This window comes from Enterobacter sp. SGAir0187 (assembly GCF_002952735.2).
Taxonomy (GTDB): domain Bacteria; phylum Pseudomonadota; class Gammaproteobacteria; order Enterobacterales; family Enterobacteriaceae; genus Enterobacter; species Enterobacter quasiroggenkampii.
Genome location: NZ_CP025034.2, coordinates 4153391 through 4175974 on the forward strand (window position 1 = coordinate 4153391; position 22584 = coordinate 4175974).

Here is a 22584-nt window from a genome sequence, read left to right on the forward strand (position 1 = left end):
GAGATTATCTCCGGCTTTTTTGTTATTTCACCTGCTGACCCGGCTTCGCGCCTTCGTCAGGGCTTAACAGGAAGATATCTTTCCCGCCAGGGCCTGCAGCCATCACCATCCCCTCAGAGATGCCGAAGCGCATTTTACGCGGCGCCAGGTTGGCGACCATCACGGTTTGACGGCCGATCAGCACCTGCGGATCCGGGTAAGCAGAGCGGATCCCGGAGAAGACGTTGCGCTTCTCACCGCCCAGATCCAGCGTCAGGCGCAGCAGCTTGTCAGAGCCTTCCACGAACTCCGCGTTTTCAATCAGCGCTACGCGCAGGTCGACTTTGGCGAAATCATCGAAGGTAATGGTTTCCTGAATCGGGTCGTCTGCCAGCGGGCCGGTGACCGGTGCCGCTGCTGCCTTCACCTCTTCTTTAGAGGCTTCCACCAGGGCTTCAACCTGCTTCATCTCGATGCGGTTGTACAGCGCTTTGAAAGTGTTGACCTTGTGGCCGAGCAGCGGCTGCTGGATAGCATCCCAGGTCAGTTCGGTGTTCAGGAACGCTTCAGCACGGGCTGCCAGCTGTGGCAGAACCGGCTTCAGCCAGGTCATCAGCACGCGGAACATGTTCAGACCCATGGTGCAGATCGCCTGCAGGTCGGCGTCACGGCCTTCCTGTTTCGCGACCACCCACGGGGCCTGCTCGTCGACATAGCGGTTGGCAACATCGGCCAGCGCCATGATTTCGCGAATCGCTTTACCGAATTCACGGCTTTCCCAGGCTTCGCCAACCGCAGCGGCGGCATCGGTGAAGGTTTTATACAGCTCGGGATCGGCCAGTTCGGCAGAAAGCACGCCGTCAAAACGCTTGGCAATAAAGCCCGCGTTACGGGACGCCAGGTTCACCACCTTGTTGACGATGTCCGCATTCACGCGCTGCACGAAATCTTCCAGGTTCAGGTCGATATCGTCGATGCGGGAAGAGAGCTTCGCGGTGTAGTAATAGCGCAGGCTGTCCGCGTCGAAGTGGTTCAGCCAGGTGCTGGCCTTGATGAACGTCCCGCGGGACTTGGACATCTTGGCGCCGTTCACCGTCACGTAGCCGTGAACAAACAGGTTGGTTGGCTTGCGGAAGTTGCTGCCTTCCAGCATGGCCGGCCAGAACAGGCTGTGGAAGTAAACGATGTCTTTACCGATGAAGTGGTACAGCTCGGCAGTGGAATCTTTCTTCCAGTAATCGTCGAAGCTTACGGTATCGCCACGCTTGTCGCACAGGTTCTTAAAGGAGCCCATATAGCCGATTGGCGCGTCCAGCCAGACGTAGAAGTATTTACCCGGTGCGTTCGGGATTTCGAAGCCGAAATACGGCGCATCGCGGGAGATATCCCACTGCTGCAGACCGGATTCGAACCACTCCTGCATCTTGTTCGCCACCTGCTCCTGCAGCGCGCCGCTGCGGGTCCACGCCTGCAGCATTTCGCTGAAGGACGGCAGGTCGAAGAAGAAGTGCTCGGAGTCACGCATCACAGGCGTGGCGCCGGAAACCACGGATTTCGGCTCGATAAGCTCGGTCGGGCTGTAGGTTGCGCCGCACACTTCGCAGTTATCGCCGTACTGATCCGGGGATTTACATTTCGGACAGGTGCCTTTGACGAAACGGTCCGGCAGGAACATGCCTTTTTCCGGATCGTACAGCTGCGAGATGGTGCGGTTTTTAATAAAACCGTTCTCTTTCAGACGGGTGTAGATCAGCTCCGACAGCTCGCGGTTTTCGTCGCTGTGCGTGGAGTGATAGTTGTCATAGCTGATGTCAAAGCCAGCAAAATCGGTCTGATGCTCCTGACTCATTTCGGCAATCATCTGCTCTGGGGAGATCCCCAGCTGCTGCGCTTTCAGCATGATCGGCGTGCCGTGGGCATCGTCCGCACAGATGAAGTTAACCTCGTGGCCGCGCATTCGCTGGTAACGGACCCAGACATCAGCCTGGATATGCTCCAGCATGTGGCCGAGGTGGATTGAGCCGTTGGCGTACGGCAGTGCGCACGTTACCAGAATTTTCTTCGCGACTTGAGTCATAGTAGGCATTACTTCTTTTAACTGTGAAAAGGGTTTTTGATATTACCAAAAGGGGCATTATTAAGTAAGCACAAACCACGGCCTTTCAGGTAAACTTGTTCATCTAAGGTCTTATTCACAAGAACAAAGGAGTCGGGATGAGTTCTCAATCCCAGGCCAAATCACCGGAAGCCTTACGAGCAATGGTCGCCGGGACGCTGGCTAACTTTCAGCATCCAACCCTGAAGCATAATCTCACTACGCTGAAAGCGTTACACCACGTTGCCTGGCTGGATGATACGCTGCACATTGAGCTGCAGATGCCGTTCGTCTGGACCAGCGCCTTTGACGCGCTGAAAGAGCAGACCAGCTCTGAGCTGCTGCGCATGACCGGCGCGAAGGCGATCGACTGGAAGCTGAGCCACAGCATTGCCACGCTGAAACGCGTGAAAAACCAGCCTGGCGTGAACGGCGTGAAAAACATCATTGCCGTGAGCTCGGGCAAAGGCGGGGTGGGAAAATCCTCTACCGCCGTAAACCTGGCGCTGGCGCTGGCAGCGGAAGGGGCAAAGGTCGGTATTCTGGATGCCGACATCTACGGTCCGTCTATTCCAAATATGTTAGGTGCGGAAAACCAGCGTCCAACCTCACCGGACGGCACCCACATGGCGCCAATCATGGCGCACGGTCTGGCGACCAACTCCATCGGTTACCTGGTGACTGACGATAACGCCATGGTCTGGCGCGGCCCGATGGCCAGCAAAGCGCTGCTGCAGATGCTGCAGGAGACGATGTGGCCGGATCTGGATTATCTGGTTCTGGACATGCCGCCGGGCACCGGTGATATTCAGCTCACGCTGGCGCAAAACATTCCGGTGACGGGAGCCGTTGTGGTGACCACGCCGCAGGATATCGCGCTGATCGACGCCAAAAAAGGCATCGTAATGTTCGAGAAGGTGGAAGTGCCGGTGCTCGGTATCGTGGAGAACATGAGCATGCACATCTGCAGCAACTGCGGTCACCACGAACCTATCTTCGGTACGGGGGGCGCAGAAAAACTGGCCGCGAAGTATCACACCCAACTGCTGGGACAGATGCCGCTGCACATTACCCTGCGCGAAGATCTGGATAGCGGTAAGCCGACGGTGGTCAGCCGTCCGGACAGCGAATTTGCAGAGATGTATCGTCAACTGGCGGGTCGCGTTGCGGCGCAGCTTTACTGGCAGGGCGAAGTGATCCCCGGCGAAATCGCGTTCCGCGCGGTGTAACGCCTTCGCGTTGAATTGCCGGGTGGCGCTTCGCTTACCCGGCCTACAACTGGCACTATCACGTAGGTCGGGTAAGGCGAAGCCGCCACCCGACTTTAACCCAACCGATAGTGCATCAAATAATACTCTCCCTCCGGAGAATCCCCCGTCGCCTCAATGTGCCAGCCGTGCCGCTGGTAAAACGCGACAGCCCGCGCATTCTTCACCAGACACTTAAGCGAACCCGTACTGGTAAACGTCTTCTGCACCTGTTCCAGGAGCATTTTCCCGACGCCGTGGCTTTGATACTGCGGGTCAACAAAGAGGTTGTGCAGAAAATTATCGTTCGTCCAGACGGAGGCAAAACCCAGGCGATGGCCGTTCTGCGTGGCAACCCAAATCACTTCGTCACGGGTGGCCGCGTCAAAGTCTTCAAGCTGCCAGTCTGAACTGTCCAGCCATGGCCAGGCTTCACGCCGGGCGTGGAGGAAGAGCGTGCGCAGGAAAGGGCGATCGCTTTCCTGCCAGGGGCGGATCAGGATGGTATTAGCGGTGATAGAAAATATCTCCATTATAGGCTTTGTAGATTTTGCCATCCGCATCGCCAATCAACACGTAATTCTCGCCCATGTAGGTCCAGTGGGTTCCGGCATCCGGCGCCGGCAGATTACGCAACTGGTACTGTTTGATGGTGTACTCCGGCGTTTGATACTGCGCCGGCGCCGTGTCGCCAATCTTGAATTTCGTGAAGTCAGCGATGAACTCTTGTTCTTCATAGGCCTTGATGCCGGAGGGTGCAGCGGCCGTTTGCGGGGCAGAGAATGCAGATCCCGCCAGAGACAGTAATACACCCAGAAGCAGCAGTTTACGCTTAGCCATTTTTTCTCCAGTGATATCGTTACAGATACTTTTCGTCTGCGGGTCGTGCAAAGCGAAGCAGACAGTCCATTTTAAGTATCAACGCAGGGTATGTTTGAAAAAAAATGTAACAAAAGTGGACGGTTTTGTGTAGCCCAATTGCATGATGTTTATCAGTGTCGGGAATATTGCCAGTGTCTTATATTTTTAATATTTATCATTTCATTTATTAATTCTGAAAATAACTTTTCATATCAAAGTTAGAAAGCGATGCGAATGCTTTCCGCCTGAAGAGCATTTAATATCGCCTTCGAGTGCAGCGTGCTTACCTCCATTTTTTAACAAGACCAGGCAAAGGCTCTGCTTTTTAGAAAGCGGGTGGAGTGCGTTTTATAATGCCAGCAATTTCACTCCAGGAAAGGGTAATCTATTAAATTTCATGATGTTAGCTAAAGTCTTTTTACAGGCTTGACGATAAACGCAACGTTGAAAAGAAATATTTATATTAATGAAAAGTACAACTGCATTTTCGCTCTTATTTCTGAGTATGAGTCAGTTAACGGGGTGTATGTTTTCACCAGGCCTGGACTTAACTGTGTCCGGGAAGAACGTTATTTCGCCGGAAGAGGCAAATTATCAGCTCGAAAAGCGCGTGGAAATTTTTCCCCTGACGCCGGAATTGATTGAAAAACTGCGTCCGCCCGTATCGAAATCTCAGGCAAATCCTAATCTGGATGAGCAGATCAAAAACTGGGAATACCGTATTGGCACAGGTGACATCCTGACAGTCACCGTCTGGGATCACCCTGAATTAACGACGCCCGCGGGACAGTATCGTAGTGCGAGCGATGCCGGCAACTGGGTCAACGCCGATGGTACGCTCTTTTATCCCTACGTCGGTAAGCTGCGGGTGGCGGGTAAAACGGTTTCACAGGTACGTGAAGAGATTACCGCTCGGCTGGATAACGTTATTGAGAGCCCGCAGGTGGACGTCAGCATTGCCGCCTTCCGTTCACAAAAAGCCTACGTCACCGGTGAGGTGGAAAAATCAGGGCAACAACCGATAACCAATATTCCGTTGACGGTGATGGACGCGGTTAACGCTGCGGGTGGGCTCTCGGCGGATGCCGACTGGCGGAACGTCGTGCTCACACATAATGGACAGGACGCGCACCTTTCCCTCTATGCCCTGATGCAGCATGGCGATTTGACTCAAAATAAGCTGCTTTATCCTGGCGATATCCTGTTTGTGCCCCGGAACGACGCGCTGAAGGTGTTCGTGATGGGGGAAGTGATTAAACAGAGCACGCTTAAGATGGATCGTAGCGGCATGACGCTGGCCGAGGCCCTGGGGAATGCCGGGGGACTTAACCAAAATATGGCCGATGCAACCGGCATTTTTGTTATTCGGCAGGTATCGAAAAAAGGCGACACCGACAAAATCGCCAATATCTATCAGCTGAATGCGGAAGATGCGTCAGCCATGGTGCTGGGTACGGAATTTCAGCTTGAGCCGTATGACATTGTCTACGTCACCACGGCACCGCTATCACGCTGGAATCGCGTGATCTCCCAGCTGGTACCCACCATCAGCGGCGTACATGACCTGACCGAAACCGTTCGCAACATCAGAGCGTGGCCGCAGTAATGTTCCCTTCAATCTTAGTGGTCTGCACCGGCAATATGTGCCGCTCACCGTTTGGTGATCGGCTATTTTCGGGCAATCAGGAAAAGCCCGTCAGGAATGGACCTGCCGTTTGAGTTAACAAGGAATGAAGCCGTAATGTCGTCTTCTCAATCAGACAACTATCGTGCTGCGACGCCGCAGAATAACGAAATGGATCTTATTCAGCTGCTTGCTGAGATGTTCGATCACTGGGTAACGATCGCGTGTGCGACACTTCTGTTTACGGTGTGTGCGGGGATCTACGCATTCAGCGCCACGCCAGTTTATCAGGCTGATGCCCTGGTGCAGGTCGAAGCGAAGCAGGGCAACGCGCTGCTCAAGAACCTGACGTCGTTCAGGCCCGATCTTTCACCCGATGTTGCCCCAGAACTTTTACTCCTCAAGTCACGGATGGTCCTCGGCGAGACCGTTGATCAATTAGGGTTGACCTACGAGGTTAGCCAGCGCATGTTCCCCGTTATCGGGGCGCTTTGGCAGCACGTGCAGGGCCGCAAACCGGCGGAAATCACGATTGGCTCGCTGAATATTCCTCTTGTGGAAGGTGAGCCGCAAACGCTTTTACTCACCGTTCAGGAGCAGGGGCGATATCATCTTGAGGGGAAAACGCTTGAGGCAGAGGGCGTTGTCGGGAAAGCGCTGGTTAAAGAGGGCGTATTGCTTCTGGTGACATCCCTCAGTGCGGTACCGGGAACGCAATTTACCCTCAACACCGTGACCAGGCTTGACGCGATCAACGCCCTTCAGAGCAGACTTACGATTGCAGAGTCGGCGAAACAGAGCGGTATGATCGCCTTAACGCTAACGGGCGACGATCCCGACAAGACCGCCACGATACTTAATTCGATTGCTGAACATTTTCTCAGCCAGAACATTGCGCGCCAGGAGGCTAGAGATTCCCGCAGCCTCGCGTTCTTACAGGATCAGTTACCTAAAATCAGTCTCGAACTGAATGAAGCCGAGGCACGACTGAATGCTTACCGAGAGCAGCGCGATTCGGTCGATTTATCTCTTGAGGCAAAGTCGATGCTTGATCAGGTGGTTAACGTGGAAAATCAGCTTAACGAGCTTATATTTCGCGAAGCAGAAGTCTCTCAGCTGTTCAAAAAAGAGCATCCGACCTACCGTGCTTTACGGGAGAAGAAACAAACCCTTGAACGGGAGCGCGCACGTCTGAATAGCCGCGTGTCATCCATGCCTTCCACGCAGCAGGAAATATTACGTCTGAGTCGTGACGTTGAATCCGGGCGTACCGTATACATGCAGTTGCTGACGCGTCAGCAAGAGCTGAGCATCTCGCGCTCCAGCGCGATCGGGAACGTGCGGATTATTGACCAGGCCATGACGCAGCTTGCTCCGGTTGAACCGCGTAAAGCACTCGTTATCGTGTTTGGTATGCTGATGGGGTTGATACTTTCTACCGGAACGGTTTTAGTGCGTTCAGCCTTTAAGCGGGGCATTACGTCGTCTGAACAGCTGGAAGAGCTCGGAATGCCGCTGCTGGCGACGCTTCCGCGCTCGGCATGGTTATGGAAAAAAACGCAGCTGCGCAGGCGAAACCAGCTTACTTCCCGCTGGAAGCACAAGATAACCAACGTGCCTTTTCTGCCCATTGAGTGCCCGACTGATACGTTTGTCGAGGGGATACGCGGGCTGCGCACCAGGCTACATTTTACCATGATGAATACCACAAACCGGGTTGTCGTGGTGTCTGGCCCCACGCAGGACTGCGGAAAGACGCTGGTGAGTTCTTCGCTGGCGTCGATTGTGGCGCAGGCCGGACAGCGGGTGTTGTTTATTGATGCAGATATGCGCAAGGGTTATGTCCACAACGTGTTTGGCCTGAAGAACCACACCGGACTGTCCGGCGTACTTGAGGGACAGTGCGAGTGTCAGGAGGCCATTCAGCGCTATGAAAAAGGCAATATTGATGTAATGACCTGTGGGCCGGTTCCGCAGAGGCCTGCAGAACTGCTGATGAGCGAACGCTTCAGAGCGGTAATGGCATGGGCGGATGAACAGTATGACCTCGTGATCCTTGATACGCCACCGGTGCTTGCCGTTACCGATTCCGCAGTGGCCGCACGGGTGGCGGCAACCGTAATACTGGTTGCCCGTTTTGATAAGACCAGCCTGAAAGAGATGGAAAACAGCATCAAGCGTCTGCAACAAACTGGGGCGCGCATCAACGGTATCGTGCTGAATGACGTGGTGAAATCGGCTGCGCTTTATTACCGTATGGGCTATGGCCATTACGAGTATGGTCAAAGCCCTAAACGGTAACAGCGTAAGGATTAATGCTTTACCAGCGTTGCAAAGTAATAGACCAGCGGGATGGCGAGGATCCAAAGCCCAACAGGGATTTCTCGCCATTTTCCTGCAATTGCTTTAATCACAACGTAAAACAGCAGTCCCCCTGCAATACCTGTCCCGAAGCTGTTGGCAATAAGCGTAATCATCACCATCATCAACACTGGCAGCCCGTCGGTGAAGTTCGCCAGATCCACCTTACGCAGGCCGCTGAACATGTTCAGGCCGATTAGGATCAGAGCGGGCGCAGTGGCTTCTTTCGGGATCATCAGCGCAACGGGGGTAAACAGCAGCATCAGCAGGAACATGAACGCGGCAGCCAGCGCCGTCATGCCGGTTTTCCCTCCCGCTTCAGCGGCCGCCGAGGATTCAATCAGCGCAGTGGCGGCAGGAATGCCGACCCACGGGCCGAGCGCGGCGGCAATGGAGTCCACCATAAACGGACGATTGATATTGGCCATATTACCCTCTTCATCCAGCAGTCCGGCTTCACCGCCTACCGCCAGCGTGGTGCCCATAGTGGAGAAAAACTCCGAGGCAAAGAAGACAAACAGGAACGGCAGGAAGGCAATATTCAATGCGCCCAGCATGTCGATGTGGCCCAGCACCGGCGTGAGCGAGTGGGGCATATCGATGAAGCTGGCGGGAAGTTTTGTTACCCCCATCGGAATGCCCACGAGGGTGGCAAACAAAATGGCCCACAAAATGGCACCCGGAATACGGCGTGCCTGCAGGGCAATGGCCAGGAACAGTCCGGCGAGCGCCACCAGGGCGCCGGGGGACAGGAAATCCCCCAGCATCAGCGCGTTGGTTTTCGCGTTGGCCAGCACCAGCCCGGCATTGCGGAAGCCGAGTATGGCGACGAACAGACCGATAGAGGCGGTGAGCCCTAGCTTGATGGACTGCGGCACGGACCGGGTCACGACTTCACGCATGCCGAAGCGGGTGAGAAGGAAGAACAAAATCCCCGACCAGCAGGCAATGCCCAGGCCGATTTGCCAGCCGACGCCTTCACTCCCGGCCAGCGTCACCCCGACCAGTACCGAGCCACCAATACCCGGCCCGACGATAAACGGAAGGTTGGCGTAAAACGCCATCAGCAGCGTACCGGCCACAAACACTAAAATCGTGCCCGTGGTCGCCGCCCCTTTATCCATCCCGCCCACGGCCAGCAGCCCCGGGATGACCACCAGCAAGTAGGCGGCGGCAAGAAAACCGGTAAGACCTGCCAGACACTCGATACGCACGGTACTGCCGCGCGTATGCATTGCAAAACGACGTTCAATCCAGCTCCCTGGCGCTGGGGAATTCACGGTGTTGTCGGCCATTATCCGGCTCTCCTTCGGTATCATTGTGTGGTGTCCGGGGTTTCCCGGTAAGAAATCAGCGGATTGACAATCTGACGCGTGCTGCCGTCGGTCAGTCCAAGATCGGTCAGATGCGGCCCGGCGTTACACGCAAGGCAGGTTCCTTCAATGGCTTTAAAGACACGGTACGGCGGCTCCCAGTCGGCAATCTGGTTGCTGCGTTCGCGTAATTCCCTGAACTGGCGGGCCAGCTCGGCAGGGGGACGTTCTGACAGCATACCCGCGATCGGCATCTCAACATGTGCGATGACGCTACCGTTTTGGACCAGCGCCATGCCGCCGCCGCTCTCGAGCAGCGTGTTGGCGGCCAGCGCCATATCGTCGGGATCGCGACCCAGCACCACCAGATTGTGCGAGTCGTGAGAGTAGCTGGTGGCTATGGCTCCCCGCAGCTCTCCCCAGCCTTCCAGCAGCGCGATTTGCGGAGTTGCCGCATGGCGCGCGTGGCGGTGCTGAACCCAGATGAGGCTAAAGCCAGCCGGTATTTCAACGCGTCCATGACGAACCCGGGCGTCAGTTTCGCCCCAGCGGGTAAAACGTGCGCCGCTGATATGGCGCAGGCGCGCAACGCCGTGTTTCGCGTTATCGATTCGCATGGAAAAATCTCTGGCGGCCAGGGGCGACAGGCGTACGGTATCACGCGGCAGCGCCAGCGGCGTATCAACGATCGGCTCGATCATCTCCCCGTCGCGGGCAATGCATTTACCGGCGACGTACACCCGGCGAGCCGTCAGTTTTTCCAGAGAGTCGAACACCACCAGGTCCGCGCGTCGACCTGCGGCAATCAGCCCAAGATCGTTGCGCTGCAGGCGAAGGGAGGCATTCAGGGTGGCAAACCGCAGCGCATCCGTCGCCGGAAGACCGTGTTCTATCAGGAGGTTGAGCAGGGCGATAATACCGCCTTTTTCCAGCAGCACGTCAGGCGGAACGTCATCGGTGCAAACCGTGATTTGTGACGAGAGATGCGGTAGCGTTTTTAGGGCGCTGACAATCTCGGGCAGCAGGTAGGGATGCGAACCGCGGATCTCCAGCGTCAGCCCGGCGCGCAACTTTTCCAGCGCGTCATCAGCCGAGGTGAGCTCATGGTCAGAAGTGACGCCCGCCGCCAGATACGCCTGTAAATCGGCGCCGCTGAGTCCACGCGCGTGGCCTTCGATGAGCTTCCCGCTTTCCAGGCCCGCCTGCAGGATCTCCAGCATACGCTGGCTGCCGTTCAGCACCCCGTGCATGTCCATCACCTCCGCCACGCCGCGCACTTCTGGCCAGCCGAGCAGAGTATTCATTTCTTCGCCCGCAAAATCCGCGCCGGACATCTCCAGCCCCGGAGTGGATGGTACGCTTGAGGGCGCCGCGATCATCACCTGCAGGGGAAGGTTGCGGCTGGCCTCAATCGCGAAACGGACGCCATTCATCCCGAGCACGTTTGCCAGCTCGTGTGGATCCCAGAAGACCGCCGTGGTGCCCTGGGCCAGCACGATCTCCGCGTAGCGCGCGGGCAGCAGGTGCGAGCTTTCAAGGTGAACGTGCGTATCCATAAGGCCCGGAGAGAGGAACTGGTTGTTCAGATCGTGTGTCTGAAGCGCATCGTCACGGCCGCCGCGCGGGTGGACGCTGGCGATAAGCGAGCCGACGATACCCACATCCGCCTCGCGGATCTCACCGGTTGCCATATCGACAATTCGGGTATGGGTAAGCAGCAGGTCAAACGGCGTTTCGCCTCGTGCGGCCTGAATGGCGCGGCGTCGGGTTTCGGCAGTCATGCAATTAACTGTTCCAGCATTGAAATATTGACGTTACTCTATGCACTCAGCAAACGTTTGCCCAGCTGATAAAATTTATCACCCGATAACTCCGGGTTATTCTTTGACGCGCGTATGGATAATCATGACGGAACCCTGGCAGCGCTTGCCTGCGCTCTCCCTTCGACAGCTACAGTATTTTGTCACCCTGGCGCAGCTGCGTCATTTTACGGATACAGCCAGTAAACTGGCCATCAGCCAGCCTGCTCTCAGCAGCGCCCTGCGGCAAATCGAAACGGTACTCGGCGGCAAGCTGGTCAACCGTACCGCGTCGGCAGTGACGCTGACCGAGCTGGGGAACGCCATTTTGCCACACGCGCAGCGGGTGCTCAGCGTGGCGCAGCTAGCGTTTGATGATATGCAGCAGATTGTGCAGGCCGGCGGCGACGGTACGGTGCGTATCGGCCTGGTGCCTTCCGTCAGCTCGCTGCTTTTTCCGTTGCTGCCGCAGACGCTTGCGCAGGCCTTTCCACGCCTCCGTGTAGAGTTTCACGATCAAACCAATGACGCGCTGGTGGCGCAGCTTCTGAAACGGCAGATTGATTTTGGTATCGGGGCGCTGGATAGCTCTGTTCCCGAAGAGCTGGACGTGTTCCCGCTGCAGGAGGATCCGTTTGTGGCGGTGTTCCACTGCGACGATCCGCTGGCCGCGTCGGCGCACGTTCCATGGAAACAGCTGGTGGGCCGGGATATTGCCGTCTTCTCCAAAGGCAATATCCAGCGGCTGGTCAATGCGCTTGCTGAAAGCCATTGTCTCTCGCTGCAGACACGCTATCAGCTGGACTATATCGAGACGCTCTACGGCCTGGTGCGTTCGAAACTGGCCGTGGCGATATTGCCTCTGCTCTATACTACCCATCTGCAGGATCCGCAGCTTAAGGTGGTTCATCTTCAGCAGCCGGCACTGTCCCGCACGGTGGCGCTGATGCGTGCACCGCAGGCGCTTCCCCCGCTCATTGAATCCTGCTTTACGCTGATGGTTGACACCTTACGCACCCGATAGCGCGACACTTCTTTACAGCGCGGCGGCGCGCGGCCCGCTAAGATGACCTCCATTAAAACAGGAGGTCACAATGGATAACCGCAAAGTCAGTCGCCTGCGCCGCTGGGCGCGGGAAGGCGTCATACTCTTTTTACTGACGCTGGCGATCGTCTGGGGTGTGGATCAATACCGAAAACCGACACTTCCCGCCAGTTTTAGTGCAACTCCGATGCAGAGCATCGATGGCAACATCCACGATATCGCGGCACTCAGCCAGGATCGTCCGCTGCTGATCTACGTCTGGGCGACCTGGTGCAGCATATGCCGCTACACGACGCCTGCGGTTAATCAACTGGCAGAAGAGGGCGGGAACGTGGTGAGTATCGCTATGCGTTCCGGTGACAACGCAAAGCTTGAGCGCTGGGTTGATAAGAAACAGCTGAAAATGCCGGTCATTAACGATGCAAACGGTGCTTTGTCGCAGCAGTGGCAGGTGAGCGTCACGCCAACGCTGGTGGTTGTGTCGAAGGGGAACGTGGTCAGTACCACAACGGGCTGGACGAGCTACTGGGGATTAAAATTAAGGATGTGGTGGGCAGGCGTATAAAAATAACCCCTCTCCCGGCGGAAGAGGGGTGTTGTATTACTTAGCCAGAACTTCCTGCGCGGTGCGCTCAACCAGAGACAGCAGGATTTTAATATCTTCCAGCGTCACGGTTGGGTTCAGCAGCGTCAGCTTCAGGCAGGTCACGCCGTTATGCTCGGTCACGCCGACGTTTGCACGGCCGGATTCCAGCAGCGCGTCACCAATTTTCTGGTTCAGCAGGGCGATACCCGCTTCATCCGTCTGCACCTGTCCGCGGAAGCGGAACAGAACGCTTGCCAGCTGCGGCTGCATTACCAGTTCCAGCGCAGGCTGCGCTTTCACGTACGCCGCAACCTGCTGTGCCAGGGTCACGCCGTGATCGATGATCGCCGCATATTGCTCCTGACCCAGCGCTTCCAGGCTCATCCACAGCTTCAGCGCGTCGAAACGACGGGTAGTCTGCAGAGATTTGGAGACCAGGTTAGGCACGCCTGCTTCTTCGTCGAACTCAGAGTTCAGGTAAGCCGCCTGATAGCGCATCAGCTCATAGTGGCGCGCTTCTTTTAGCAGGAACGCGCCGCAGCTGATGGTCTGGAAGAACTGCTTGTGGAAGTCCAGAGTGACGGAATCCACCAGCTCAATGCCGTCCAGGTAGTGACGATACTGCTCAGACATCAGCAGCGCGCCGCCCCAGGCCGCATCAACGTGTACCCAGATGTTCTGCTTCGCCGCCAGCTCAGCAATCGCACGCAGCGGGTCGATAGCACCGGCATCGGTGGTACCTGCCGTCGCGACGATCGCCAGAATCTGCTCGCCGTTCGCATTGCACTGCTCAATTTTCGCCGCCAGATCGGTCAGATCCATGCGGGAGAAGTCGTCCGTTTTCACCTGCACCACGGACTGGTAGCCCAGGCCCATCAGCGCCATGTTTTTCTGCACGGAGAAGTGCGCGTTTTCGGAGCACAGTACGCGGATCTTACGCAGATCGCCCACCAGACCGTCCTGCTGAACGGAGTGACCCTGACGCGCAAAGAACGCATCGCGCGCCAGCATCAGGCCCATCAGGTTGCTCTGAGTCCCGCCGCTGGTGAAAACACCTGCGTCGCCGGCCTGATAACCCACGCGGGTACGCAGCCACTCGATCAGTTTGATCTCAATGATGGTTGCGGACGGGCTTTGATCCCAGGAGTCCATACTCTGGTTAGTGGCGTTGATCAGCACTTCCGCCGCCTGGCTTACGACCAGGCTTGGGCAGTGCAGGTGCGCCACACACTGCGGGTGATGAACGGACAGGCTGTCTTTCAGGAAGAACTCGACAGCGCGTTCAATCGCCGCTTCGTTGCCCAGCCCTTTCGGGGTGAAATCCAGCTTAATACGGTCGCGCAGTTCCGCGACCGTTTTGCCCTGGTACATCTCAGGCTGCTTCAGCCACTGCATCACAGCCTGAGTGCTTTGTTCAATCGCCAGCTGGTAAGCTTCAATGCTCTGCGCAGAGGAGAACAAAATTGGGTTTGAATCAGACATCGTAATCAACAACTCCGGTTACGCCGGGCGAACGCCCGCAGCAAGCAGTGCCTGCTCAAATTTATCCAGGAAGATCTTCAGCTCTTCATCGCTGATCAGCAGAGAAGGCAGCAGACGCAGAACGATACCGTTACGACCACCGCGCTCCAGAATCAGACCGGCTTCGAAGCACTTCTTCTGAATCAGTGCAGACAGCTCGCCGTCGCCCGGGAAGCAGCCCATGTGGTCAGCGGCTTCGTGCGGCTTAACGATCTCAATACCGATCATCATGCCCAGACCGCGAACGTGACCGATAACCGGATAACGTTTCGCCATCTCTTTCAGCTGGCCTTTCAGCCATTCGCCCTGTGCAGCCACTTTGCCTGCGATGTTCTGGTCTTTCAGGATTTTCAGCGTCGTCAGACCGGTTGCCATTGCCAGCTGGTTGCCGCGGAAGGTACCGGTGTGGTGACCTGGTGCCCATGCATCGAACTGCTTTTTGATACCGAGTACGGCCAGCGGCAGACCGCCACCGACGGCTTTAGACATCACGATGATGTCTGGCTCAATGCCAGCGTGTTCGAAGGCGAAGAATTTACCGGTACGTGCAAAGCCAGCCTGAACTTCGTCGAGGATCAGCAGAATGCCGTGTTCCTGAGTTACTTTACGGATGCGCTGCAGCCACTCAGCCGGAGCCGGGTTCACGCCGCCTTCGCCCTGAACCGCTTCCAGGATCACCGCAGCAGGCTTGCGCACGCCGCTTTCAACGTCGTTGATCAGGTTATCGAAGTAGTACGTCAGCGCTTTCACGCCCGCTTCACCACCGATACCCAGCGGGCAGCGGTATTCGTGCGGGTAAGGCATGAACTGGACTTCTGGCATCATACCGTCAACCGCTTCTTTCGGAGACAGGTTACCGGTCACGGACAGTGCGCCGTGGGTCATACCGTGGTAACCACCAGAGAAGCTGATGATACCGCTACGACCGGTCACTTTTTTCGCCAGCTTCAGCGCCGCTTCAACGGCGTCAGCACCGGATGGACCGGTGAACTGCAGGCAGTACTCTTTGCCCTGACCAGGCAGCAGAGAGAGCAGGTATTCGGAAAACGCGTCTTTCAGAGGCGTCGTCAGATCCAGAGTATGTAACGGCAAGCCGCTGGTAATGACATTTTGGATGCTTTTCAGCACATCAGGATGGTTATGGCCAAGCGCAAGGGTCCCTGCGCCTGCTAAACAGTCAAGGTATTCTTTATTATCTGCATCGGTGATCCACACGCCTTCTGCTTTAGTGATGGCTAAAGGCAGTTTGCGCGGATAACTCCTGACGTTAGATTCAAACTCGGCCTGACGGGCCAGATAGGTTTCGTTGCTTTTGTGGGCATCTACGGTGTCAATACGGACTTTATCCGTCATCATATCACTCCTACAACCGCCGCTTCGTTATGAGCCACGATTGAATAAAAAGTTAAAAAACAGATGGGGGCCTGAAAAAAACGCCGCCAATATAGAGCCTTTTGCCACGGGGCTCAATGGTTAATTTGTTTACTGTTTTGTGACACGGGGCTGTAACGAGGAAATATCCCCATTTTTAAAATGAAAATTGCATTTTATGCCAAATAAAAACAGCGCGTTACAGGCCGTTTACCCGGTGTGTAAAGTCACAGAAAAGAGTGTGACAAATCGTGCCATCGCACGGCATAAAAGGAGGGGGACGCTTCCCGTTTCTGCGTCTTGGGCAAAAAACGGCGGTTACGTTGCATGCGCAACGGAATCACGCGGTAAAAAAGGACTTTCTACGCGCGTGGTTTCCTGATGTTCTTCACCGTTAATAATATGCAGGGCGCTCAGGCGACCAATTTCATAGTGCGGCAGTTGAACCGTCGAGAGAGGAGGCAGGAACAACTCCCCAATGCCCACCATATTGTCATAGCCGATAACGGCGACATCTTCCGGTATGCGAAGCCCTTGCGCCAGCAGCGTCTGGTACACCATAAACGCGATACGGTCGTTGCCGCAGATAACGGAGTCGAACCGGGGAATGCCATTCTGCACGTGCGCCAGCAACACTGACGGGATATCACGATAGTGCTCGTCTCCGAACGCCATATAGCTGTGCGCCAGGCCGTCCGGATCGAGCCCCGCTTCACGGCATGCACGTTCCAGCCCCTGACGACGTCGGGTTGTGGCCAGATGCCCCTCAGGCAAATGCAGGCAGAGAGGGCGTCGATAACCCTCCGCGAGTAACGCCCGCACGGCGGTATATTGCCCCTGTTCATCATCGGGAATATAGCTGGCGACCTTTTCGCCGTCACTTTCGCAGTTGGCCAGCACGCAGGGAAGGGTGAGTAATTTGGCCGGAAGAGGAACCTGACGTAACCCCATGGTGGTGTAGATAATCCCGTCAGGCCGATGAGAAAGGAGAAGGTCGACAATGGCGTCCGGGTTGTCATCGGTAAACATATTCATCACGAAGCTGTTCCAGCCGTGCATTCTGGCCGTCTCTTCAATCGACAGCGTGATCTCCACCGAGAAAGGCGTCGTCACCGTATCGAGCGCCAGTACGCCTATGGTTTTAGGCGAGGCATGCGCGCCGCGAATTTTCTTGGCGGAAAGATCGGGCACGTAGCTGGTCTGCTCAATAGCCCGCTGAACGCGCGCCAGCGTTTCCGGCTTAAGGCGCTCCGGGCTGTTCAGCGCACGGGAGACCGTCATCAGCGATACGTTAGCCAGCTTTGCGACGTCCTTCAGGGAAGCCATTTTTTTACTCCGTTAATGCTCTGTGTGAAAGGGTATACAACTAAGTCGCTGATGTAAAAGGAAGGCTGATGCACAGGCCAGGTCAGGCTTACCTCAGTGATGAATATTTGATCGCGATCTCACTCTCTTAATGTTAACGTTAACTTTCGTGATTAACATCTTAAATCTTCACCAAACAGCATGAGAAAGAAATTATGTTAACGTTACCATTGTGTCATTACTCCAATATGAGAATGTCATGATGAAAACGCATCGCTCTCACAGCTACCCTTTACTGAGCGCATTACTGTTTTTCTTTTTTGTCACCTGGTCATCTTCCGGCTCGTTACTCTCCATCTGGCTTCATCAGGAAGTGGGCTTAAAAGCGGGGGATACCGGCGTTATCTATGCCGTGCTTTCCGTCTCCGCGCTTTTTGCTCAAATCTGCTACGGATTTATTCAGGACAAGCTCGGTCTGCGCAAAAACCTGCTCTGGTTTCTGACCAGTCTGCTCATTCTTTCCGGTCCGGCCTTCCTGCTGTTTGGTTATCTGCTGCAAATTAACGTATTACTCGGCAGTATTTTCGGCGGGGTTTATATCGGGCTGACGTTTAACGGCGGAATAGGGGTTCTGGAGTCCTACACCGAGCGCGTGGCCCGCCAGAGCCAGTTCGAGTTTGGCAGGGCGAGGATGTGGGGATCGCTGGGCTGGGCGGCGGCAACCTTTTTTGCGGGGCTCCTGTTTAACATTAATCCGAAGCTGAACTTCGCGGTGGCGAGCTGCGCCGGGCTGGTGTTTTTTGTGTTGCTGGCGCGCCTCAGGGTCTCTTCCGCCCCGCACGCCATGCAGGAAGCGGTATCCGGCGGTAAGGTCACGCTGGAGGATGCATTGCGCCTGCTGACGCTGCCGCGCTTCTGGGCGCTGGTGTTTTTCGTCATCGGAACCTGTATTTATGGCGTTTATGACCAGCAGTTCCCGGTCTTTTTCTCCTCACAGTTTCCGACGCTGCAGGAAGGAAACGCCATGTATGGCTATCTCAACTCCTTCCAGGTTTTCCTGGAGGCGGCGGGCATGTTTTGCGCCCCGTGGCTGGTGAATCGCCTCGGTGCGAAAAACGGCCTGATTTTCGCCGGAATGGTGATGGCGATGCGTATGGTGGCATCGGGTCTGGTTGAGGGGCCGGTATTGATCTCCATTACCAAGCTATTGCATGCGGTTGAGCTGCCCGTTTTGCTGGTCTCCATCTTCAAATACAACAGCCTGCATTTTGATAAGCGACTCTCTTCCACCCTCTATCTGGTGGGCTTTGCCTGTACAAGCTCGGTGATTGCCTCGGTGCTGTCGCCGCTGGCAGGTTACAGCTATGAGAAATACGGCTTTGCCCAGTCCTATCTCATCATGGGGCTACTGGTCTTCAGCACCACGTTTATCTCCATCTTCCTGTTGCGCTCGGGTAAGTCCTCTTCTGACCCGCTTATGCCGCAACCTTCCACCATCTGATCAAAGAGTAGAGAAATGACGTATTCCATTACGAAAGCAGAACAGGAAATTCAGTCCAGACGCGAAGGGCTCAACCTGCGCTGGTATCCCCGTTACCACCTCGCTGCGCGTGCTGGCTGGATGAACGACCCGAATGGCCTGGTCTGGTTTGACGGCTGGTATCACGCCTTTTATCAACATCATCCCTATTCGACCCAATGGGGTCCGATGCACTGGGGCCATGCGCGCAGCAAAGATTTAGTTCACTGGGAGCACCTCCCGGTTGCGCTGGCACCGGAAGGACCAGACGACAAGGACGGCTGTTTTTCTGGCTCAGCCGTGGTGGATGGCGACACGCTGGCGCTGATCTACACCGGCCACAAATTCCACGGCGATCCTGGCGATGAAGCTAATCTCTACCAGGTTCAGTGCCTGGCAACCAGCCGTGACGGCATCCACTTTGTCCGGCATGGGACCGTCATTGACACACCGGCTGGACTGCATCACTTCCGCGATCCGAAAGTATGGCGTGAAGGGGAGTGGTGGTACATGGTCGTTGGCGCGCGAGAGGGTGATACGGGCCAGGTGCGTGCGTACCGGTCTGCGGATCTGCGCGAGTGGCAGGAAAGGGGCGTGCTCGCGGTGGCTGAAAAAGAGATGGGTTATATGTGGGAATGCCCGGACTTCTTCACTCTCGGTGGGAAACGCGTGCTGATGTTTTCGCCTCAGGGACTCACCGCAGACGGATTTAAACATCGCAATCTTTTCCAGAGCGGCTATCTGGTAGGTGAATGGCAGCCCGGACAACCTTTCGTGCCTGAAGGGGAATTTGTGGAGATGGATCGCGGGCATGATTTCTATGCGCCGCAAAGTTTCCTGACGCCGGATGGCCGACGCATCGTCATCGGCTGGCTGGACATGTGGGAATCCCCGCTGCCGGAACAGGAGGATGGCTGGGCGGGTATGCTTTCTTTACCGCGCGAGCTGACGCTGAGTGCGGATAACCGCCTGCAGATGCGGCCAGCCAGAGAAGTGGAAAGCTTGCGGGGAGCGTGGTTCCCCTGGCCGGTGAGCACGCTCAACAATCAGCAGATCGTTCAGGTGGAAAGCTGCGATGCGATGGAGGTCATTCTGCAATGGGAATGCACGAACAGCAGCGCGGAGCAATACGGCATTCGTCTCGGCGACGGGCTACGCCTCTATGTTGATGCCCAGATGCAGCGCCTGGTGCTGGAGCGTCACTATCCACAGTATGGCCTGTGCGGTACCCGAAGCGTCGCGCTGAACCTGAACGACACGCTAAGCCTGCGCCTGTTCGTTGACAGCTCGTCAGTGGAAGTGTTTGTCAATGAAGGGGAGGCGTGCCTGAGCAGCCGCATTTATCCTGATGAAGGGGCGCGCGAACTGGCAATGTTTGCCTGGACGGGAACCGCATCGCTTATTGAGGCCGGGGCGTGGCAGCTAGAGTAATACGTTAAGGCCTGAAAATTAAAAAGGCGACAGGTGTCGCCTCTGTTTTCTATTTAATCTTTGTTGCGTAGCCTTCAAACTTTCCTTCTTTACTCACCGCTAATTTGCCTTTAGCAGGATAGTAAATGAAGGTGTATAGCCCTTGTGAATAAACTTTTGCCTGAGGCTCATTTTCATCCAGCGCGCCCAATACGCCATCGACATCCAGGATCTCGCCTTTAATTGTGATCTTCATTCCTCCCCATTTAAAGGCGTGTACCGCTTTGGCCGCCTGAGCATGTTGTTTCGCGTCTTTTTTAGCCCAGATACCCGTTCCCGATGCGGCATCACGCGCGTTCGCCCATGCTGCATTTTGTGCGGCTTCATTATAAGCATTCTGGCGATTTTGCTCAGCCAGGTAGCAGGTATCTTTGCTAATGCCCTGGCGCTCACATTCGGCCATGCGCTGAGCAGTTGAAGTACACGCAGAAAGCAGGATGGCAGCACCAGCTATTAATACCGCTAAGAGTAACTTTATCATTACGATGATACCTTTGGTGAAATATATTCTATAGAAGAAGGTTTAATGGCCGCAAATATAATAAGCCTGATACATAATACCTAACCATGCGCCAACGATAATAAGCATCAGGTACACTATTACAGAGATAACAATGTATTTTGTCATACTGGTTATTTATTAAAAGCCAATCCCCACGCCGACTGAAGCCCCCATATTATTTGCTGTGTCATCAGAGAAGCTCACTTTACCGACTACATGAGAGTTAAAGTTAACAGAGCCACCTACAGCTAATGCGCTTTCACCGTTGTATGTAGCACCGCCAGCAGAGAACATTACACGCTGATTAGTTTGCACTTGAGGAAGCCCCGCCATAGCCATAGCGCCACTAATACCAGCATTAGCCTGTTTATGATTACTATCAACGGTATCTTTCAGTGATTTGAAAGCATTAGCCTGTTTAGCTTGCTGTTGCTGTAAACCTGCTACAGCCTTTTGTGTTGCCTGATCTACTTCTACTTTCGTGATTGTGGTTGTAACACCGTCTGAACCGTTCTTACCATTACTACCATCTTTGCCGTTAGCGCCATCTTTACCCGCAGCACCAGCTAAGCCCTGTACACCTTGCGCTCCGGTAGCCCCCGTTGCACCTGTAGCTCCATCTTTGCCGTTAACGCCGTCTTTGCCATCCTTACCATCTACACCATCTTTAGGCGTAGGAAGGTTATTCAGACGATCGGTTAAACCCTGAATATTTTGATAGTTTTGCTGTATACCGCCGGAGAGCTGATTAATTTCCTGATCCTGCTGATCGTTCTTATTATTGATATCGTTGATTTCATTAAAAGTTTGTTGCGCATTACCCTTTAATTGAGCAATATCATTTTGATTGTTAGTCACGGTAGTATCAAGATTCATTAAACCACCTTCAATGATGGTAATATCCTGACTATTTTGAGCAGCCTGATTCTGAGCATCAATAGCTTTATCAGTAGCATATAACGCTTGATTTTTTGCACTATCAGCGGTTGTTTCTACGCTCTCTCCCCATGATTGATCGTAAGCAGCAGGGGCAGCTTTAACGGTCGAGGCAAAGAAAGCACCAAATACAAAAAAAACGATAGCTGATTTACTTAAAGATTTCATTTGAAAACTCTCATCATCAATGCAAGAAAAAATTAAAGTTAGAGTGCTATCCTGGCAGGAAGATACAACCTCTTGTTATATCTGGATAATCTGGGAAATTTGATTTGATAACTTATTTCGTAACGTGTAGTAACTATCTGCGAATGTGCAATTATGATTATTGATCTAAATCATGTATCGCATTAATAGCTAATTTTGTTTTTTGGGAAAAAATATAATTTCATTAACTTAATCAATAGGATAGGTTTTTAGTTGATTTGGCTGTGTGACAGGTGTGAAATAAAAATACATTAAGCTATCTAAAGTATAGAGGGCGAAAAAGGTACGAAATATGCGAAATAGTTAATGTAAGTTAATGTATATATCTCTCTGTTTTGCTATTGAACCCTTCTTATGCTTTGAATGAAAGTAATGTTGAGCCTGACAAAAATCCTGTAGTTTTTTACTAAAAATATTTATGTTGAAAATTCAAGCGAAATGTATATAGGCATAATTTTATATAATTAAGTAAAAGGATTGTTATACGAAATGGGAAGTCGGGAATAGGGGTATAATGGCCACATAATTAAGGTGGGTTTTGCTCTGCTTGTAACGTGATTGTGTAATATTACTCCTCTTGAGCGTTTCAGTTGATTCTGAAGAATTTAAATTCAGCGCTGCTGACCTTTGCTTTCGCCCCTGCCTTGCATGAAGAATCAACATCCGAAGGGCGTGCTTGCGTCAGCAAGCAACTTCCCCTAATCTGGCAAAAAGTAAGCTAATGCTTACCAAATGACTCGGGGTGCCCTTCTTCGTTGAAGGCTGAGAAATACCCGTATTACCTGATCTGGATAATGCCAGCGTAGGGAAGTCAGATGCCTTCCCGGTCATCGCTTCTTCACG

At 54.3% G+C, this 22584-nt stretch carries 18 protein-coding genes and 1 riboswitch; of the genes, 8 read left to right on the plus strand and 10 right to left on the minus strand.

All coding sequences use genetic code 11. The features are described from left to right. Positions 1 to 22: 22 nt before the first annotated feature. The gene (metG, locus tag CWR52_RS19960) at positions 23 to 2056 is read right to left on the minus strand and encodes a methionine--tRNA ligase (RefSeq protein ID WP_063622084.1); all 2034 of its coding nucleotides are present in this window, start codon (positions 2054 to 2056) and stop codon (positions 23 to 25) included. Positions 2057 to 2193: 137 nt separating this feature from the next. Here metG and apbC point away from each other — a divergent pair, with 137 nt between their 5' ends. Then, on the plus strand, positions 2194 to 3303 hold the full coding sequence (gene apbC / locus CWR52_RS19965; RefSeq protein WP_045908656.1) for an iron-sulfur cluster carrier protein ApbC: 1110 nt from the start codon (positions 2194 to 2196) through the stop codon (positions 3301 to 3303). Positions 3304 to 3398: 95 nt separating this feature from the next. Here apbC and CWR52_RS19970 read toward each other — a convergent pair whose 3' ends face one another. Together CWR52_RS19970 and CWR52_RS19975 are read right to left on the minus strand one after the other, a co-directional pair. Continuing rightward, a complete protein-coding gene (locus CWR52_RS19970) occupies positions 3399 to 3878 on the minus strand; it encodes a GNAT family N-acetyltransferase (protein WP_045908655.1) in 480 nt (159 codons plus the stop codon). Further along, on the minus strand, positions 3829 to 4161 hold the full coding sequence (locus CWR52_RS19975; RefSeq protein ID WP_008500887.1) for an RcnB family protein: 333 nt from the start codon (positions 4159 to 4161) through the stop codon (positions 3829 to 3831). Before CWR52_RS19975 ends, CWR52_RS19970 begins: the two co-directional genes overlap by 50 nt. 487 nt (positions 4162 to 4648) lie before the next feature. Here CWR52_RS19975 and CWR52_RS19980 point away from each other — a divergent pair, with 487 nt between their 5' ends. Genes CWR52_RS19980 through CWR52_RS19990 form a run of 3 tightly spaced genes read left to right on the plus strand, consistent with a single transcriptional unit; the run spans position 4649 to position 8107 of the window. Continuing rightward, positions 4649 to 5788: a polysaccharide export protein gene (locus CWR52_RS19980; RefSeq protein ID WP_104950520.1), complete on the plus strand. Its 1140-nt coding sequence runs from the start codon at positions 4649 to 4651 to the stop codon at positions 5786 to 5788. A 35-nt stretch (positions 5789 to 5823) separates the two neighbouring features. After that, positions 5824 to 5901, plus strand: a complete 78-nt coding sequence (locus tag CWR52_RS23610) for a hypothetical protein (protein WP_414650402.1) — start codon at positions 5824 to 5826, stop codon at positions 5899 to 5901. Between the two features lie 22 nt (positions 5902 to 5923). Beyond that, entirely contained in the window at positions 5924 to 8107 is a 2184-nt protein-coding gene (locus CWR52_RS19990; protein WP_104950521.1) for a polysaccharide biosynthesis tyrosine autokinase, read from the plus strand. A gap of 11 nt (positions 8108 to 8118) precedes the next feature. On the opposite strand, the gene CWR52_RS19995 is transcribed toward CWR52_RS19990, so the two are convergent. Both CWR52_RS19995 and CWR52_RS20000 read right to left on the minus strand, forming a co-directional pair. Then, positions 8119 to 9462: an NCS2 family permease gene (locus tag CWR52_RS19995; protein ID WP_104950522.1), complete on the minus strand. Its 1344-nt coding sequence runs from the start codon at positions 9460 to 9462 to the stop codon at positions 8119 to 8121. Between the two features lie 20 nt (positions 9463 to 9482). Beyond that, positions 9483 to 11261 (minus strand): adenine deaminase, encoded by a 1779-nt coding sequence (locus tag CWR52_RS20000; protein ID WP_104950523.1) that lies wholly within the window; start codon positions 11259 to 11261, stop codon positions 9483 to 9485. Between the two features lie 121 nt (positions 11262 to 11382). Here CWR52_RS20000 and CWR52_RS20005 point away from each other — a divergent pair, with 121 nt between their 5' ends. Further along, the gene (locus CWR52_RS20005) at positions 11383 to 12303 is read left to right on the plus strand and encodes a LysR family transcriptional regulator (RefSeq protein ID WP_167467805.1); all 921 of its coding nucleotides are present in this window, start codon (positions 11383 to 11385) and stop codon (positions 12301 to 12303) included. Between the two features lie 70 nt (positions 12304 to 12373). Then, entirely contained in the window at positions 12374 to 12889 is a 516-nt protein-coding gene (locus CWR52_RS20010) for a protein disulfide oxidoreductase (protein ID WP_104950525.1), read from the plus strand. A gap of 36 nt (positions 12890 to 12925) precedes the next feature. Here the strand turns inward: CWR52_RS20010 and CWR52_RS20015 are convergent, their stop codons facing one another. The 3 genes from CWR52_RS20015 to CWR52_RS20025 all read right to left on the minus strand — a co-directional run bounded on the left by CWR52_RS20015 (position 12926) and on the right by CWR52_RS20025 (position 17128). Continuing rightward, positions 12926 to 14392: a pyridoxal phosphate-dependent decarboxylase family protein gene (locus CWR52_RS20015; RefSeq protein ID WP_104950526.1), complete on the minus strand. Its 1467-nt coding sequence runs from the start codon at positions 14390 to 14392 to the stop codon at positions 12926 to 12928. Between the two features lie 18 nt (positions 14393 to 14410). Beyond that, complete coding sequence (locus CWR52_RS20020) at positions 14411 to 15787, minus strand: diaminobutyrate--2-oxoglutarate transaminase (protein WP_014884533.1); 1377 nt, start codon at positions 15785 to 15787, stop codon at positions 14411 to 14413. Between the two features lie 333 nt (positions 15788 to 16120). Then, a complete protein-coding gene (locus tag CWR52_RS20025) occupies positions 16121 to 17128 on the minus strand; it encodes a LacI family DNA-binding transcriptional regulator (protein WP_104950527.1) in 1008 nt (335 codons plus the stop codon). A 238-nt stretch (positions 17129 to 17366) separates the two neighbouring features. Here CWR52_RS20025 and CWR52_RS20030 point away from each other — a divergent pair, with 238 nt between their 5' ends. Both CWR52_RS20030 and CWR52_RS20035 read left to right on the plus strand, forming a co-directional pair. After that, positions 17367 to 18608, plus strand: a complete 1242-nt coding sequence (locus CWR52_RS20030) for an MFS transporter (RefSeq protein WP_104950528.1) — start codon at positions 17367 to 17369, stop codon at positions 18606 to 18608. Between the two features lie 15 nt (positions 18609 to 18623). Beyond that, the gene (locus CWR52_RS20035) at positions 18624 to 20057 is read left to right on the plus strand and encodes a glycoside hydrolase family 32 protein (RefSeq protein ID WP_104950529.1); all 1434 of its coding nucleotides are present in this window, start codon (positions 18624 to 18626) and stop codon (positions 20055 to 20057) included. A gap of 49 nt (positions 20058 to 20106) precedes the next feature. On the opposite strand, the gene CWR52_RS20040 is transcribed toward CWR52_RS20035, so the two are convergent. Both CWR52_RS20040 and CWR52_RS23530 read right to left on the minus strand, forming a co-directional pair. Further along, positions 20107 to 20577, minus strand: coding sequence for a hypothetical protein (locus CWR52_RS20040; RefSeq protein WP_104950530.1), 471 nt, complete (start codon positions 20575 to 20577; stop codon positions 20107 to 20109). A 159-nt stretch (positions 20578 to 20736) separates the two neighbouring features. After that, positions 20737 to 21702, minus strand: a complete 966-nt coding sequence (locus tag CWR52_RS23530; protein WP_282558158.1) for a YadA C-terminal domain-containing protein — start codon at positions 21700 to 21702, stop codon at positions 20737 to 20739. Positions 21703 to 22469: 767 nt separating this feature from the next. Next, positions 22470 to 22567: riboswitch (TPP riboswitch) on the plus strand. The last annotated feature ends 17 nt before the right edge of the window (positions 22568 to 22584 follow it).

Excerpts from the sequence above, each read along its gene's own strand:
- metG (WP_063622084.1), bottom strand. The coding sequence starts at position 2,056 with ATGACTCAAGTCGCGAAGAAAATTCTGGTAACGTGCGCACTGCCGTAC.
- apbC (WP_045908656.1), top strand. The coding sequence starts at position 2,194 with ATGAGTTCTCAATCCCAGGCCAAATCACCGGAAGCCTTACGAGCAATG.
- CWR52_RS19970 (WP_045908655.1), bottom strand. The coding sequence starts at position 3,878 with ATGGCAAAATCTACAAAGCCTATAATGGAGATATTTTCTATCACCGCT.
- CWR52_RS19975 (WP_008500887.1), bottom strand. The coding sequence starts at position 4,161 with ATGGCTAAGCGTAAACTGCTGCTTCTGGGTGTATTACTGTCTCTGGCG.
- CWR52_RS19980 (WP_104950520.1), top strand. The coding sequence starts at position 4,649 with ATGAAAAGTACAACTGCATTTTCGCTCTTATTTCTGAGTATGAGTCAG.
- CWR52_RS23610 (WP_414650402.1), top strand. The coding sequence starts at position 5,824 with ATGTGCCGCTCACCGTTTGGTGATCGGCTATTTTCGGGCAATCAGGAA.
- CWR52_RS19990 (WP_104950521.1), top strand. The coding sequence starts at position 5,924 with ATGTCGTCTTCTCAATCAGACAACTATCGTGCTGCGACGCCGCAGAAT.
- CWR52_RS19995 (WP_104950522.1), bottom strand. The coding sequence starts at position 9,462 with ATGGCCGACAACACCGTGAATTCCCCAGCGCCAGGGAGCTGGATTGAA.
- CWR52_RS20000 (WP_104950523.1), bottom strand. The coding sequence starts at position 11,261 with ATGACTGCCGAAACCCGACGCCGCGCCATTCAGGCCGCACGAGGCGAA.
- CWR52_RS20010 (WP_104950525.1), top strand. The coding sequence starts at position 12,374 with ATGGATAACCGCAAAGTCAGTCGCCTGCGCCGCTGGGCGCGGGAAGGC.
- CWR52_RS20015 (WP_104950526.1), bottom strand. The coding sequence starts at position 14,392 with ATGTCTGATTCAAACCCAATTTTGTTCTCCTCTGCGCAGAGCATTGAA.
- CWR52_RS20020 (WP_014884533.1), bottom strand. The coding sequence starts at position 15,787 with ATGATGACGGATAAAGTCCGTATTGACACCGTAGATGCCCACAAAAGC.
- CWR52_RS20025 (WP_104950527.1), bottom strand. The coding sequence starts at position 17,128 with ATGGCTTCCCTGAAGGACGTCGCAAAGCTGGCTAACGTATCGCTGATG.
- CWR52_RS20030 (WP_104950528.1), top strand. The coding sequence starts at position 17,367 with ATGATGAAAACGCATCGCTCTCACAGCTACCCTTTACTGAGCGCATTA.
- CWR52_RS20035 (WP_104950529.1), top strand. The coding sequence starts at position 18,624 with ATGACGTATTCCATTACGAAAGCAGAACAGGAAATTCAGTCCAGACGC.
- CWR52_RS20040 (WP_104950530.1), bottom strand. The coding sequence starts at position 20,577 with ATGATAAAGTTACTCTTAGCGGTATTAATAGCTGGTGCTGCCATCCTG.
- CWR52_RS23530 (WP_282558158.1), bottom strand. The coding sequence starts at position 21,702 with ATGAAATCTTTAAGTAAATCAGCTATCGTTTTTTTTGTATTTGGTGCT.